The organism is Alphaproteobacteria bacterium (genome assembly GCA_041396705.1).
Lineage (GTDB): Bacteria > Pseudomonadota > Alphaproteobacteria > CALKHQ01 > CALKHQ01 > CALKHQ01.
This window is the reverse complement of sequence record JAWKYB010000010.1, coordinates 70,185-84,269: the sequence shown is the minus strand read 5'-3', so window position 1 is coordinate 84,269 and position 14,085 is coordinate 70,185. Positions and strand designations below refer to the sequence as shown.

Here is a 14,085-nt window from a genome sequence, read left to right as displayed (position 1 = left end):
GGGGAGCCGAAGCATGAGTTCATTCAACGAGCGCGAGAAGGCGTTCGAAGCCAAGTACAAGCAGGACCAGGAGGTCCAGTTCAAGGTCAACAGCCGGCGCAACAAGCTGCTGGGTCTGTGGGCGGCCAAGCAGATGGGCCTGAGTGCGGCGGAAGCCGAGGTCTATGCCAAGGAGGTCGTGGTGGCGGACTTCGACAAGCCCGGCCATGACGACGTGATCGAAAAGATCATGGCCGACTTCGCCGCGCGCAACACCGAAGTCAGCGAGCACCGGCTGCGCCGCGAATCCGACGAGTTGCTGACCCAGGCGATGCGGGAGATCGAGGCCGAGTCGGCCTGAGGACCGGCCGGGGGCGGCCTCGCCCCCGGGCCGTGCGATTCGCCGCAGCGCCAGCGCCCCCGTCGCAGGCCTCGATGCGCGATACCGGCATCACACCGACCCGCCAGCGCATCCGGGGGCGAATCGCCGCGCTGTTCGCGGCGGAGGAACGGGCGGGCCGGCATGTCGAGATCCTCGGCCGGACCGTTGCCGCCGCCGTCATCGGCGTGCTGGCCAGCGTGGTCACGCCCTATCCGGGGATGTACTACTACCTGGCGCTGATCGCGGCGTTCATCGCGCTCGGCCTGCTGCGGCTGTGGGTCGGCCAGCGACCGTGGCAGCGGCCCTGGCACTTCTATGCGCTGATCAGCGTCGACTTCGCACTGGTCGGTTTCGCCATCTTCTATCCCAACCCGCTGATTCCGTTCGACGTTCCGCCGCAGACCGCGCTGCAGTTCGACGCCCAGATCTACCTCTACTTCGTCCTGATCGGCCTGGCGTTCTCCTATCGCCCGCGGCTGGTGCTGTGGGGCGGACTGATGGGCGGGCTGACCTGGACCGCGGGCGTCGCCTGGCTGGCCACGATGCCGAACTCGGTGCTGGCACCGATCAGCGACCGGCGCGAGGACGTGCTCTACGCCATGCGCCAGCCGACCTATGTCGATCTCGGCGTCGCGACCCAGACCGTCGTGGTGTTCCTGGTCGTTGCCGCCCTGCTGGCACTGTTCGTCGCGCGGGCACGCCGGATCGTCTGGCGCCAGGCGGTGCTGGAGCGCGAGCGCTCGAACCTCGCCCGCTATTTCCCGCCGGCGACCGTCGACCGGCTGGCGGCGCAGGACGAGCCGCTGGCCCAGATCCGCGAACAGCACGTGGCGGTGATGTTCATCGACCTGGTCGGCTTCACCGGCTGGTCGGAGGCGCACCGGCCGGCGGAGGTGATCGCGCTGCTGCGCACCCTGCACGGCCGGATGGAAGAAGCGGTGTTCGCCCATGACGGGACGCTGGACAAGTTCATCGGCGACGGCCTGATGGCCACCTTCGGCACGCCCGATCCCGGCCCGCGCGACGCCGCCAATGCACTGGCCTGCGCCGGTACGATCCTGTCCGGCTTTCCCGACTGGAACCGGTCCGGCCCGAAGCCGGTCGGCATCTCGATCGGCGTGCACTACGGCCCGGTGGTGGTCGGCGACGTCGGCACCGACCGGCGGCTCGAGCTCGCGGTGCTCGGCGATACCGTCAACGTCGCCAGCCGGCTGGAGGCGATGACCCGGGCGCTGGGCTGCCGTGCGCTGGTCAGCGACGAGCTGATCCGCGCGGCAACGGCGGCCGAGCCGGCGCCGCCCGCCGCCGCGCGGTTCGCCCTGTGCGGCGCGCAGGCGGTCAAGGGCCGGGTCGAGCCGGTGACCGTCTGGGCGCACGCCTGAGCCGGCGTTACTGCGCCGGCGGTGCGTCCGCCGCCGGCACAACGATGGTCGGAATCTCCTCGGTCGCCAGCTGCGGATGCCCGAACAGGAACTCCAGCCATTCGATCGGCAGCACCGCCAGCAGCACGAAGGCGCCCACGGTCCAGACGCCGAGTCCGATCACGAACCACAGCATGCTGGGCACGAACTGCCAGCTGGCCGCCACGTAGAGCGCGGCCACCAGGGCAGTGGCGATCATCGGCCAGTCGAGCCGGGCTTCGTCGGCCGGCTGCATCGCCATCACGGCGGCCATCGCCACGGCCAGCAGCAGCATCAGGCCGAGGGCGAACAGCAGCGAGACCCAGACCTCGCGCAGCCTGAGCGGGGGCCGCTGCTGCGTCGTCACGGCTGCGCCCCGAACACCCGGGCGAACACCGTGTCGACATGGCGGAAATGGCGATCCAGGTCGAACTCGGCCTCCAGTTCCGCCTCGGTCAGATAGCGCATCACCTCGGCGTCGGCCTTGAGCAGGTCGAGGAAGCGGCCCTCGCCGGCCCACACCGGCATGGCATTGCGTTGCACCAGGCGATAGGCGTCCTCGCGGCTGGCGCCCTTGCGGGTCAGCGCCAGCAGCACCTGCTGGCTGTGCACCAGCCCGCCGAGCATGTCGAGATTGGCCTGCATCCGGTCGGGATAGACCACCAGGCGGTCGACCACGCCGGCGAGCCGGGCGAGCGCGAAGTCGAGCGCGATGGTTGCGTCGGGCGCCATCACCCGCTCGACCGAGGAATGCGAGATGTCGCGTTCGTGCCACAGGGTGACGTTCTCGAGCGCAGGCACCACACTTGCGCGGACCAGCCTGGCCAGCCCGGTCAGGTTCTCGGTCAGCACCGGGTTGCGCTTGTGCGGCATCGCCGACGAGCCCTTCTGGCCGCTGCCGAACGCCTCCTCGGCCTCGCGCACCTCGGTGCGCTGCAGGTGGCGGATCTCGGTCGCCAGCCGCTCAACCGCGCTCGCCACCACGCCGAACACGGCGAACGCCATGGCGTGGCGGTCGCGCGGGATCACCTGGGTCGACACCGGCTCCGGCACCAGGCCCAGCTTCTCTGCCACATGGGCTTCGACCCGGGGATCGACATGGGCGAAGGTGCCGACGGCGCCGGAGATGGCGCAGGTACCGACCTCGCGCCGGGCCGCGGCCAGGCGCTCGCGGCAGCGGGCGAATTCCGCGTAGTGGCCGGCCAGCTTCAGGCCGAACGTGGTCGGTTCTGCGTGAATGCCGTGGCTGCGCCCGATGGTCGGCGTGTAGCGATGTTCCTCCGCGCGGCGGGCCAGCGCCGCCATCACCGCCTCGACGTCGGCAACCAGCAGGTCGATGGCGCGCACCAGCTGCACCGCCAGGCAGGTGTCGAGCACGTCCGATGACGTCATGCCCTGGTGCACGAAGCGCGCCTCGGGCCCGACATGCTCGGCGACGCTGGTCAGGAAGGCGATGACGTCGTGCTTGACCTCGCGCTCGATCGCATCGATCCGGTCGATATCGAAGGCGCCGCGGGCGCGCACCGCCTCCGCCGCCTCGTCCGGCACCTGGCCCAGCGCGGCCATTGCCTCGCAGGCCAGGGTCTCGATCTCCAGCCAGATCGCGAAGCGGGTCTCGGGCGCCCAGATGGCGGCCATTTCCGGCCGGCTGTAGCGTGGGATCATCGGGCTCTCGCGGGCTGGTTGCGGGCGGGCGGCGAGCGGTGCTTGCGACCGGCGCCGGGTGGGTGATAGACGCACAGGACAAGCCCCGCAAGGGGCGACCGGGCTGCACGCCGGCCCGCGCGTTCGGGGGAAGGACGGAGCATGACGCAGGACGTGTCGGCAGTGGGCCGCAAGCTGATCGCCGCCTGTGCCGCCGCCATCGCCGCCAATGCCGACCGGCTGACCGCACTGGACCAGGCGATCGGCGACGGCGACCACGGCGCCAACATGAAGCGCGGTTTCGCCGCGCTGGCGGAGGCCGCCGGCGACATCGCCGCCCTGCCGCCGTCCGAGGCGCTGAAGAAAAGCGGCATGACCCTGGTGATGAAGGTCGGCGGCGCCTCCGGCCCGCTGTACGGCAGCCTGCTGATGGCGATGGGCAAGGCCGAGGGCGTCGACGACGGCATCGACGCCGGCCGCATCGCCGCCATGCTGGGCGAAGGGATCGCGGCGGTGAAGGCGCGCGGCAAGTCCGACGTCGGCGCTAAGACCATGCTGGACGTGCTGGTGCCGGTGCACCAAGCCCTGGTCGAGGCCGTGGCCGCCGGCGCCGAGCCCGCCGCCATCGCCGCCAGGCTGAAGGCAGCCGCGGATGCCGCCGAGGCGGCAACGATGCCGATGCAGGCGACGCGTGGCCGCGCCTCGTTCCTCGGTGAGCGCTCGATCGGCCACCTCGACCCGGGCGGCGAATCGAGCCGCCTGCTGATCCACACCGTCTGCGACGTGTTGACCGGGGAGGCGTGAGCATGGGCGATCCAGCCAAGGTCGGCCTGGTGATCGTGTCGCATTCGCCCGACGTGGCGCGGGGTGCGGCCGACATGGCGCGGCAGATGGGCGGCGACGTCACCGTCGCCTTCGCCGGCGGCAATGCCGAGGGCGGGCTCGGCACCGACGTCGCCGAAATCATGGCCGCGATCGACAAGGCGTGGTCGCCGGCCGGCGTCGCCATCCTGGTCGACCTGGGCGGGGCGGAGACCAACAGCGAGATGGCGGTGGAGATGCGCGACGGCGACCCCGGCGCCGGCATCGTCGTGCTGAAGGCGCCGCTGGTCGAGGGCGCGGTGGTCGCCGCCGCGGTCGCTGCCACCGGCGCGAGCCTGGACGAGGTCAAGGAAGCCGCCGAGGAGATGGGCCGGTGAGCGACATGTGCGAAGGCACCGCGACGCTGACCAACGCGGTCGGCCTGCACGCCCGTCCGGCGGTCAAGCTGATGCAGTTGGCCAAGTCGCTGCCGTCGAGCGTGGCGATGACCGTTGACGGCCGCGACGACTGGATCGACGCCAAGAGCATCGTCAAGGTGATGAAAATGAAGGCGGCGAAGGGCGAGGTGTTGCGCTTTCGCGTCGCCGGGCCGAGCGCCGAGGCGGACCTGGCCAGCCTGATCGACCTGGTGGTGCGCGAATTCGATGAATGAGCCTGCCGAGCTGGTGCTCGTCGGCACCCCGGCGGCGCCCGGACTCGCCCACGGCGTCGTCCACATCCTCTCCGGCCGCCGGCCGCTCTACGCCAGCCTGGGCGTCGAGGGCGACCGCGAGGCGCTGACCGACGCGATCGCCACCGCCTCGGCCGGGCTCGGCGCGCTGATCGCCGAAGCCGACGACGACGATGCGGCCGGCATGCTGACCTTCCAGTTGGCGATGCTGGAGGACGAGACCCTCACCGAACCGGCCTTCGCCGGCATCGCCGGCGGCGCCGCGGCGGACCAGGCATGGGTGGCGGCGCTGGCCGAGCTGATCGCCGATTTCGCCGCCAGCGACGATGCCAACTTCGCCGCGCGCGCCGCCGACCTGATCGACCTGCGCGACCGTGTGCTCGATGCCCTGTGCGGCCCCGCCGGCGGCCTGGACGATTTGCCGGCCGGTGCCATCCTGGTGTCGGACGACCTGACCCCGTCGCGCTTCCTGGAAGTGGACTGGAGCCGCGCCGCCGGCATGGCGCTGCGCGCCGGCAGCCGGGCCAGCCATGTCGCCATCCTGGCCCGCGGTCGCGGCATCCCGATGGTGGTGGGGCTCGGCGACGCCATCACCGTCAATGCGGGCGGCGCGGATGCGTGGCTGGACGCCGACCAGGGCCGGCTGATCGTCCGCCCGGCGGCGGAAACGCGGGCGACGCTGGCGCGGCGCCACAGCGACGCGACGCAGGCGCAGCTCGTCGCCGACAGCTTCCGCGACCTGCCGGCGGTCACCCGCGGCGGCCGCGCGGTCACCGTCTATGTCAATCTCGACGATCCGGATCGTGCGCCCGGGCTGCAGCCGGTCTCTTGCGACGGCGTCGGGCTCGCCCGTTCCGAGTTCCTGTTCGAGCGGCCCGACGGCGGCCTGCCCGACGAGGCGCAGCAATTCGCGGCCTATGCCAAGCTGCTGCGCTGGGCCGACGGGCGGCCGGTGACCATCCGCACCCTGGACGCCGGCGGCGACAAGCCGATCGCCGGGCTGACCGACGACCGCGAGGCCAATCCGTTCCTCGGCTTGCGCGGGCTGCGGCTGTCGCTGGCGCGGCCGGACGTGTTCGCGGTGCAGGCCCGCGCGCTGCTGCGCGCCGCCACGGTCGGCCGCCTCAAGGTGATGCTGCCGATGGTGACGGCGCCGCACGAGATCGCCGCGGCGCGGGCGGTCTTCTTCGACGAGCTCGGCGCGCTCAACCGCTCCGGCACGCCTGCCGCGATGCCGGCGCTGGGGATGATGGTGGAGGTGCCTGCGGCCGCGCTCGCCATTGCCGACTTCGACGTCGACTTCTACTCGATCGGCACCAACGACCTGATCCAGTATGTCTGCGCGGTCGGGCGCGACAACGACCGGGTGGCCGCGCTGTACGACCCGACCCATCCGGCGGTGCTGCGCTGCCTGGCCATGGTCGCCGCCCACGGCGCGCGGGTCGGCCGCGAGGTCAGCCTGTGCGGCGACATGGCGAGCGATCCGGCCCACACCCGGGCGCTGCTCGAGTGCGGCATCCATGTGCTGTCGGTGACGCCGGCGGCGATCGCGCGGGTCAAACAGGCGGTGGCCGCGCTCGACTGATCCGGCGCGGGCCTTGCCAAGCACGGCCCGAACCGTGACGCTGGCCGGGAACACAACCGGCCACAGACCGAGTCAGGGTGCACGAGACGTGGGCGACTGGCTGTCGACCGCATTGCAGGACCGCTACTGGATCGCCGATCTCGCCGCCGGCGTGGTCAGCTTCGCCGGATTCGCCGCCTACAACATCCAGCTGCTGCGCCGCACGGCGTCCGATCCGCAGTCGTCGGCCAAGGGCCGCCACGCCGCCGCCCGCCGCGCCTGGGTGCACATGATGGCCGGCGGCGGCCACGACCTGCTCGCCATCCACACGATGCGCAACTGGATCATGTCGTCGACCTTCCTCGCCTCGACTGCGATCCTGTTCGCCCTCGGCCTGCTCGCCGCCGCCTTCACCAGCGACAAGCTCTCCGCCTTCGCCCACGCGCTCAACCTGCTCGGCAGCACCTCGCAGGGGCTGTGGCTGTTCAAGTCGCTGGCCCTGGTGGTCGCCTTCGTGCTTGCCTTCTACGCCTTCGTTCTGGCGGTGCGCGCCTTCGTCCACTTCGGCTTCATGATCAACGTGATCGGCAGCCAGGACCGCGGCGTCGCCGCCACCAACGCCGCCGACGAACTCGAGCGCGGCGCCACCCAATATTGGATCGGCATGCGCTGCTACTACGCCGCCGCGCCGCTGGCGCTGTGGCTGTTCGGCCCGCTGTGGATGCTGTTCGGCACCCTCGCCCTGATCTGGGTGTTGCGCCATGTCGACTGACAAGGGCGGGCATCGCGGCCGCCGCCACCGCCGCAAGCTGCAGATCGCCAAGCGGGCGGCGCCGGGCGCCGCGCCGGGCACGCTGGTCGCCGACCCCGAGGCGGCGCCGACACGCGTTTCGGCCCTTTCGTACAACGCCGAGGGCTTGCACGAGCAGACGTCGTGCAAGCCCGCCGACATCGCCCGCCTGCGCCGGCCGGGCCACGTGCTGTGGGTGAACATCGACGGTCTCGCCGACATCGCGCTGATCGAGGAGGTCGGCCGGGTGTTCGGCCTGCACCAGCTGTCGCTGGAGGACGTGGTCAACGTGCACCAGCGGCCGAAGACCGAGACGTTCGACGACCACAGCTTCGTCATCGTGCGCATGCTGCACCGCGACGGTTGGCCGGAGCGCGGCATCGAGACCGAGCAGATCTCGCTGTTCATCGGCGAGGGCTTCCTGCTGACCTTCCAGGAACAGCCGGGCGACTGCTTCGACCCGGTGCGCGACCGGCTGCGACGCGGCAAGGGCCGGCTGCGCCAGATGGGCGCCGACTACCTGGCCTATGCGCTGATCGACGCGGTGATCGACGGCTATTTCCCCGCGCTGGAGGAGATCGGCGAGGCGGTGGAAACGCTGGAGGACGAGGTGATCGCGCAGCCCGAGCCGGACCAGGTCGACCGGCTGCACCGCATCAAGCGCGAGCTGCTGACCCTGCGCCGCGCGATCTGGCCGACGCGCGAGATGGTCAACGCCCTGATCCGCGACGACAGCGCCCATATCGGCCAGACCACGCGGCTCTACCTGCGCGACTGCTACGACCACGCCATCCAGCTGATGGACATCGTCGAGACCTACCGCGAGATCGCCGCCAGCCTGCTCGACGTCTACCTGTCCAGCCTGAGCGCCCGTATGAACGAGATCATGAAGGTGCTGACGATCATCGCCACCATCTTCATCCCGCTCAGTTTTCTCGCCGGCCTGTGGGGCATGAACTTCGACACCGCCTCGCCCTGGAACATGCCGGAGCTGAAATGGGCGATCGGCTATCCGGTCGCGCTGGTCGTGATGCTCGCGGTCGGCGTCGGCCTGCTCGCATGGTTCTGGCGCAAGGGCTGGATCGGCGGGCGCAAGCAGAAGTGACGCGGCAGCGAAACGGATGGTGGGCCGTGCTGGGATTGAACCAGCGACCTCTCGCGTGTGAGGCGAGCGCTCTCCCGCTGAGCTAACGGCCCTGACGCGCTTTTGAGGTGATCCGCGTGCGCGAGGCCGGCATATAAGGGAGGAAGCCCACGGAGTGTCAAGGCCGGGATTCCAGGGACCGGAGGGAGGCCGCAGCATGAGCCGGACCGTACCCGCGCTGAGCGCGATCGCCCTGGCGCTGGCCTGCGGCCAGGCCACGGCCGCGCCGGGCGCCGTCCACTACGACTACGCCATCTATGTCGGTGGCGCGCAGGTCGCCGAGTTCAAGGTGGCGATCGCGCGCGATGGCGCCGGCTATCGCATCGCCTCCGGGGTCGACCTGGTCGGGCTGGCGGCGATGATGAGCGACTGGACCGCGCGCAGCGCCGCCGAGGGCCGCATGGTCGACGGCCGGCTGGTGCCCGACAGCTATGTGTCGTCGAGCCTGTTCCGCGGCGAGGACCGCACGGTCGACCTGGCCTACGCCGACGGTGCGGTGATCCGCGTGGTCGCCGAGCCGAGCACCGAGGAGGACGAGCGCGACGCGGTGACGCCGGAGCAGAGCCGTGGCGCCGTCGACCCGCTGACCGCCTTCCTGCAGACCGCGCTGTCGCCGCAGGACTGCGGCGGCGACAGGCGCCTGTTCGACGGCCGCAGACTGTCGGCGATGCAGGTGCTGGGCACCGAGCCGGCGGAGGCGCCGGAGACGGACTACGGCATCTATGCCGGCCCGGCGACGCTGTGCACCTTCACCCTGAACCGGATCGCCGGTTATTCGCGCCGGTTCGAGACCGAGCAGGCACGCAACGAGGACTGGGCGGTCTGGCTGGCCGATCTCGGCGACGGCCTGGCGATGCCGGTGCGCATCGAGGGCGAGACCGCATGGGGCATGCTGCGCGGCCACATCGTCCGCTACGGCCCGGTCGCCGGCGAATAGCCGGCGGCCCGCCGGCTACAGTGCGTCGACGTCCAGCCCCATCACCGGGTCGGCCCCGGCGGTGGCGGCAGCGGCGAGCGCGCCGGCCTGCGGCAGCACATGGGCGGCGAAATAGCGGGCAAGCGCAACCTGCGCCCGATTGAACGCGCCTTCGCCGCGTGCCGCATCTGCCGCCAGCGCGCCCTTGCACAACAGCCAGCCGCCGATGGTGATGCCCATCTGCTCGAGATAGGGCAGCGATCCGGCCAGCGCGTCGACCAGTGCCTTGTCCGCGGTCGCCTCGGCCATGTAGCGGGTGGCGCGGCGCGCATGGTCGAGCGCGCCGGCCAGCGGCGGCGCCAGGTCGGACAGCCGCGGCGAGGCCGCCAGCGCCTGCCCGGTCTGCGCCATCTCCTCGATCAGCGTTTCCATCGCCGCGCCGCCGTCCAGCGCGATCTTGCGGGCGACCAGATCCTGCGCCTGCACGCCGTTGGTGCCTTCGTAGATCGGCAGGATGCGGGCGTCGCGCAGATGCTGGGCGGCACCGGTCTCCTCGATGAAGCCCATGCCGCCGTGCACCTGCACCCCGGTCGAAGCCACCGCCACGCCGGTGTCGGTCAGCCAGGCCTTGACGATGGGGGTCAGCAGGTCGAGGCGCGCCTGCGCGGCCGCGCGCGCCGCCGCGTCGGGATGGCGCAATGCCAGGTCGTGGGCGGCAGCGGCGAGATAGGCCAGGCCGCGCATCGCCATCAGATGGCTCTTCATCCACAGCAGCATGCGGCGGACATCGGGATGGTGGACGATGGCGGAGGCGACCTCGTCGCGCCCGACCGCGCGGCCCTGCACGCGCTGCCGGGCATAGGCCAACGCCTGCTGGTAGGCGTGCTCGGCGATGCCGAGGCCCTGGACGCCGACCGAGATGCGGGCGTCGTTCATCATCGAGAACATGCAGCGCAGGCCGCCGTGCAGCTCGCCGACCAGCTCGCCGATGGCGCCGTCGTCGTCGCCATAGGCCATCACGCAGGTCGGGCTGCCGTGGATGCCGAGCTTGCGCTCCAGCGACACCACGCGCACGTCGTTGCGCGGGCCCAGGCTGCCGTCGGCGTTGACCAGCACCTTCGGCACCACGAACAGCGAGATGCCGCGCGAGCCGCCGGGCGCGTCCGGCGCGCGCGCCAGCACCAGGTGCACGACATTCTCGGCGAGGTCGTGGTCGCCCCATGTGATGTAGATCTTCTGGCCGCGCAGGCGGTAGACGCCCTCGCCCAGCTCCGGTGCCGGCTCCGCCCGCGTGCGCAGCGCACCCAGGTCGGTACCGGCCTGAGGTTCGGTCAGGTTCATCGTGCCGGTCCAACGGCCCTCGATCAGCGCCGGCAGGTAGCGGCGCTGCTGTGCCGCGGTGCCGTGCGCGGTCAGCGCCACGATCACCCCCTGTACCAGCAGCGGCGCCAATCCGAAGCTCATGTTGGCGCCCTGCCACATCTCCTGTACCGCAGTCGAAAGCACCCAGGGCAGGCCCTGGCCGCCATGCTCGGGCGCGAACGGCAGACCGTTCCACCCGCCATCGGCGAACTGGCGCCAGGCGGCGGGAAACCCGTCGGGCGAGCGCACCACGCCGTTCTCCAGCCGGCTGCCCTGCACGTCGCCGATCCGGTTCAGCGGCGCCAGCTCGCCGTTGGCCAACCTGTCGGCCTCGGTCAGCACCGCCTCGACCAGGTCCGGCGTGGCGTCGCCATAGCCGGGCAGCGCCGCGACAGCGGCATAGTCCGCCATGTGGTCCATGGCGAAGCGCATCTCGCGCACGGGCGCGGCATAGGGCATGGCGAACTCCGGCTGTGGCTTTCTCCCCGACCCACGTAGGTAGCGCGTCGGCGGTTGGCTGCCTAGCCCGCGGAAGGCAGCGGACGCCGCACCCGTGGCGCGGCCTGCAGCCGGGCCGGATCGAACGGCGCCATGCGGCCGGGGTCGAACGGCGCGATGTCCACGGTCCGCGCCGCGCCGTCGACGATCAGCTCGGCCATTGCCTCGCCGGTCGCCGGCGCGTTCAGGATGCCCCACACGCTGTGGCCGGTGGCGACAAAGACGCGGTCGCGGCCGGCGACCCGGCCGATCAGCGGCAACCCGTCCCGCGTCACCGGACGGAAACACGCCTGCCGCGCCAGCACCGGCGCGCCGGCCAGGATCGGCGAGATCGTGGCGCACATCGCGGCCAGCCGGTCGATCGCGCCCGGATCGGGCGCCACCGCGGCGGGATCGACCGGCAGCGGGCTTTCGCTTGAGATGGCACAGACATAGGTGGTGCCGTCCGGCCGCGGGAACACCTCCGGCGACTGCGACGCGCCGGACGGTTCCTCGACGTCGAGGAACAGCGATTCGGCCGGCACCGCCGCGCCGGTCTCGAACACCAGGCTGTGGCCCTTCAGGCCGTACACGGCCGGCAGCGGCAGCCACTGCGCGGCCAGGATCGACCACGGGCCCATCGCCACGACGACGGCGTCGGCCTCGTGCACGGCGCCATCGACCTGCACCTGCGCCGAAGCCGGACCGGAGTCGATGCCCGCGACGGTGCCGGCGACCAGGCGGGCGCCGTGCGCCTGCGCGGCGCGCAGCATCGCCTCGGTGAAACGGGCCGGGTGCACCTGGGCGGTGGTCTGCGGCCCGCCGAGCCGGCGGCCGATGGCGACGCTGTCGCCGACCCAACCCAGCGCGGTGCCGCCGCCCGGTCCGCCGGCGCGCGCCCAGCCGCCATAGGTGTCGAGGCGGCGATAACCCCAGTCGTCGTCGAGCGCCGCGGCGAGCTCGGCATGCAGGGCGAAGCTGCGCCGCGCCAGCGCCTGCAACGGCGTGCCGTCGCACCAGTCCAGCGCCAGGAAGCCGCCCGACTTGCCCGAGGCCGCGTTGGCGACGCCGGTCCGCTCGACAATCGTGACGGCGACCGCGCGGCGCGCGAGGAAATAGGCGACCGCGGCCCCGATCACCCCGCCGCCGCAGACGATGACGTGCATCAGGCCGCTCCGGCCGAAGCCCGCGGCGCGGCAGCCCGTCGCAGGCGGTCGTTGATCGCCTCGCCCAGGCCGTGGGCCGGCACCGGCGCCACCGCGATGGCGGCGAACGGCGGGCGGTCGAGCGCGCGCAGCATGGCGAACAGGTTGGCCGCCGCCTCGGTGGTCGCGCCGGACGGACTGAGATTGAGGTCGGCGCCGGCGCAGCCGGGCCCGAAGCCGAGCCAAGCCTCGCCCGCCGCCGGCGCCGTCGCCTCCAGCCGCACCGGGCGCGCCGGCGCATAGTGCGATTCGAGCTGGCCCGGGGCGGTGGGCGAAGCGCCGCCGCCCTTGGCGCCCAGCGGGCCGACCACCGCCTCGATGGCACTCCGCGCCAACCCGCCGGGCCGCAGCAGCAGCGGCCGGTCCGGCTCGGTCAGGTCGACGATGGTCGATTCGACTCCGACCCGGCAGGGTCCGCCGTCGAGGATCATGTCGACCCGCTCGCCCAGCCCCTCGGCCACATGGGCGGCCGTGGTCGGGCTCAGCCGGCCCGCCGGGTTGGCGCTCGGCGCCGCGACCGGACCGCCGAACGCCTCCAGCAGCGCCAGCGCGACCGGTGCCGCCGGCACGCGGACCGCCAGCGTGTCGAGACCGGCCGTGGCCAGCAGCGACACCGGGCAACCGGGCAGCCGGCGCAGCAGCAGCGTCAGCGGCCCCGGCCAGAACCGGTCGGCCAGCTTGCGCGCCGGCCGGTTCGGCGCCACCAGCGCGAATGCCGACGCCGCGTCGGCGACATGGGCGATCAGCGGATTGAAGCGGGGGCGCGCCTTGGCTTCGAAAATGCGCGCCACCGCGGCGTCGCTGGTCGCGTCCGCGCCGAGGCCATAAACGGTCTCGGTCGGAAAGGCGACCAGCCCGCCAGCGGCCAGCACGTCGGCCGCGCGCGCGATCGCCGCTTCCGTTGCCGGCTCCGGCCGTATCATCGTCGTGCCGTCCATTCCTCGCCGCCCGCGCCGTTTCGCATCCCTGGTTGCCTGAGCCCGTGTTGCAGTGCAACAATTTCGCGACCGCAGCGCTGAACGGGAGTCGCAGCGATGGCCGGACGCATCATCACCATCGCACAGCAGAAAGGCGGCGCCGGCAAGTCCACGCTGGCCGCGAACCTCGCCGCCGCCTGGGCCGCCGGCCGGCGGAAGGTGGCGTTGGTCGACATCGACCCGCAGGGCACGGTTGCCCGCTGGGGCGAGATCCGCGCGGCCGGCGCCGCCGAAGCAGCGCCGCTGACCGTGGAGTCGATCGCCGGCTGGCGCACCACCAACCAGGTCACCCGGCTGGCCGATCTGCACGACGTGGTCGTCATCGACAGCCCGCCGCATGCCGAGACCGAGGCGCGGCTGGCGATTCGTGCCGCGACGCTGGTGGTCGTGCCGATGCAGCCGAGTCCGGCGGACCTGTGGGCGGTGCAGCCTACGCTGGACATGGCGGCGACGGAGAAGCGACCCGTGCTGATCGTGCTGAACCGCGTGCCGCCGCGCGCGCGGCTGACCGAGCAGATCGCGCGCGAGGCCGCCGCGCTCGGCCACCCCGCGCTGACGGTGGCCAAGGCCCGCCTCGGCAACCGGGTGGCCTTCGCCGACGCCTTCCTGCGCGGTCTCGGCGCGGCCGAGCTGCAACGCCGGTCGGCCGCAGCCGGCGAGATCGCCGCCCTCGCCGCCGAGGTTTGGCGGCGCGCCGGCAAATGAGAGCGTTGCCCCACCTGCTGACATATGGCTGTCAGCAGGTGCCTGTAT

The 14,085-nt window shown here is 72.1% G+C and carries 15 protein-coding genes and 1 tRNA gene; 10 read left to right on the top strand and 6 right to left on the bottom strand.

Annotation, left to right across the window (positions count from 1 at the left end; translation table 11 throughout):
- Window positions 1-13 precede the first annotated feature (13 nt).
- Window positions 14-340 carry a DUF1476 domain-containing protein gene (locus R3F55_15305; GenBank protein MEZ5668775.1) on the top strand — a complete coding sequence of 109 codons (327 nt, stop codon included), beginning with the start codon at window positions 14-16 and terminating at the stop codon, window positions 338-340.
- Window positions 341-414: 74 nt separating this feature from the next.
- A complete protein-coding gene (locus R3F55_15300; protein ID MEZ5668774.1) occupies window positions 415-1,743 on the top strand; it encodes an adenylate/guanylate cyclase domain-containing protein in 1,329 nt (442 codons plus the stop codon).
- Window positions 1,744-1,750: 7 nt separating this feature from the next.
- On the opposite strand, the gene R3F55_15295 is transcribed toward R3F55_15300, so the two are convergent.
- Window positions 1,751-2,128 carry a hypothetical protein gene (locus tag R3F55_15295; GenBank protein MEZ5668773.1) on the bottom strand — a complete coding sequence of 126 codons (378 nt, stop codon included), beginning with the start codon at window positions 2,126-2,128 and terminating at the stop codon, window positions 1,751-1,753.
- Entirely contained in the window at window positions 2,125-3,426 is a 1,302-nt protein-coding gene (gene purB, locus R3F55_15290) for an adenylosuccinate lyase (GenBank protein MEZ5668772.1), read from the bottom strand. The genes R3F55_15295 and purB overlap by 4 nt, the downstream gene beginning before the upstream one ends.
- Window positions 3,427-3,567: 141 nt before the next feature.
- Between purB and dhaL the strand changes: the two genes are divergently transcribed.
- From dhaL to corA, 6 genes are all read left to right on the top strand, one after another.
- Entirely contained in the window at window positions 3,568-4,209 is a 642-nt protein-coding gene (gene dhaL, locus R3F55_15285; protein ID MEZ5668771.1) for a dihydroxyacetone kinase subunit DhaL, read from the top strand.
- Window positions 4,210-4,211: 2 nt separating this feature from the next.
- Window positions 4,212-4,604 (top strand): dihydroxyacetone kinase phosphoryl donor subunit DhaM, encoded by a 393-nt coding sequence (gene dhaM / locus R3F55_15280; GenBank protein ID MEZ5668770.1) that lies wholly within the window; start codon window positions 4,212-4,214, stop codon window positions 4,602-4,604.
- A gap of 5 nt (window positions 4,605-4,609) precedes the next feature.
- A complete protein-coding gene (locus R3F55_15275; protein ID MEZ5668769.1) occupies window positions 4,610-4,879 on the top strand; it encodes an HPr family phosphocarrier protein in 270 nt (89 codons plus the stop codon).
- Window positions 4,872-6,482: a phosphoenolpyruvate--protein phosphotransferase gene (gene ptsP, locus R3F55_15270; GenBank protein MEZ5668768.1), complete on the top strand. Its 1,611-nt coding sequence runs from the start codon at window positions 4,872-4,874 to the stop codon at window positions 6,480-6,482. The genes R3F55_15275 and ptsP overlap by 8 nt, the downstream gene beginning before the upstream one ends.
- Before the next feature lie 88 nt (window positions 6,483-6,570).
- The gene (locus R3F55_15265) at window positions 6,571-7,233 is read left to right on the top strand and encodes a DUF599 domain-containing protein (GenBank protein MEZ5668767.1); all 663 of its coding nucleotides are present in this window, start codon (window positions 6,571-6,573) and stop codon (window positions 7,231-7,233) included.
- Window positions 7,223-8,356, top strand: coding sequence for a magnesium/cobalt transporter CorA (gene corA / locus R3F55_15260; protein ID MEZ5668766.1), 1,134 nt, complete (start codon window positions 7,223-7,225; stop codon window positions 8,354-8,356). The genes R3F55_15265 and corA overlap by 11 nt, the downstream gene beginning before the upstream one ends.
- A gap of 17 nt (window positions 8,357-8,373) precedes the next feature.
- On the opposite strand, the gene R3F55_15255 is transcribed toward corA, so the two are convergent.
- Window positions 8,374-8,448, bottom strand: a tRNA-Val gene (locus tag R3F55_15255).
- A 104-nt stretch (window positions 8,449-8,552) separates the two neighbouring features.
- Between R3F55_15255 and R3F55_15250 the strand changes: the two genes are divergently transcribed.
- On the top strand, window positions 8,553-9,332 hold the full coding sequence (locus R3F55_15250) for a DUF3108 domain-containing protein (protein MEZ5668765.1): 780 nt from the start codon (window positions 8,553-8,555) through the stop codon (window positions 9,330-9,332).
- A gap of 15 nt (window positions 9,333-9,347) precedes the next feature.
- On the opposite strand, the gene R3F55_15245 is transcribed toward R3F55_15250, so the two are convergent.
- The 3 genes from R3F55_15245 to R3F55_15235 form a co-directional block, all read right to left on the bottom strand.
- Complete coding sequence (locus R3F55_15245; GenBank protein MEZ5668764.1) at window positions 9,348-11,132, bottom strand: acyl-CoA dehydrogenase; 1,785 nt, start codon at window positions 11,130-11,132, stop codon at window positions 9,348-9,350.
- Between the two features lie 62 nt (window positions 11,133-11,194).
- Entirely contained in the window at window positions 11,195-12,316 is a 1,122-nt protein-coding gene (locus R3F55_15240) for an FAD-dependent oxidoreductase (protein MEZ5668763.1), read from the bottom strand.
- Window positions 12,316-13,293 carry an L-threonylcarbamoyladenylate synthase gene (locus R3F55_15235; protein ID MEZ5668762.1) on the bottom strand — a complete coding sequence of 326 codons (978 nt, stop codon included), beginning with the start codon at window positions 13,291-13,293 and terminating at the stop codon, window positions 12,316-12,318. Before R3F55_15235 ends, R3F55_15240 begins: the two co-directional genes overlap by 1 nt.
- Before the next feature lie 96 nt (window positions 13,294-13,389).
- On the opposite strand from R3F55_15235, the gene parA reads away from it, so the two are divergent.
- On the top strand, window positions 13,390-14,037 hold the full coding sequence (gene parA, locus R3F55_15230; protein ID MEZ5668761.1) for a ParA family partition ATPase: 648 nt from the start codon (window positions 13,390-13,392) through the stop codon (window positions 14,035-14,037).
- Window positions 14,038-14,085: the final 48 nt, after the last annotated feature.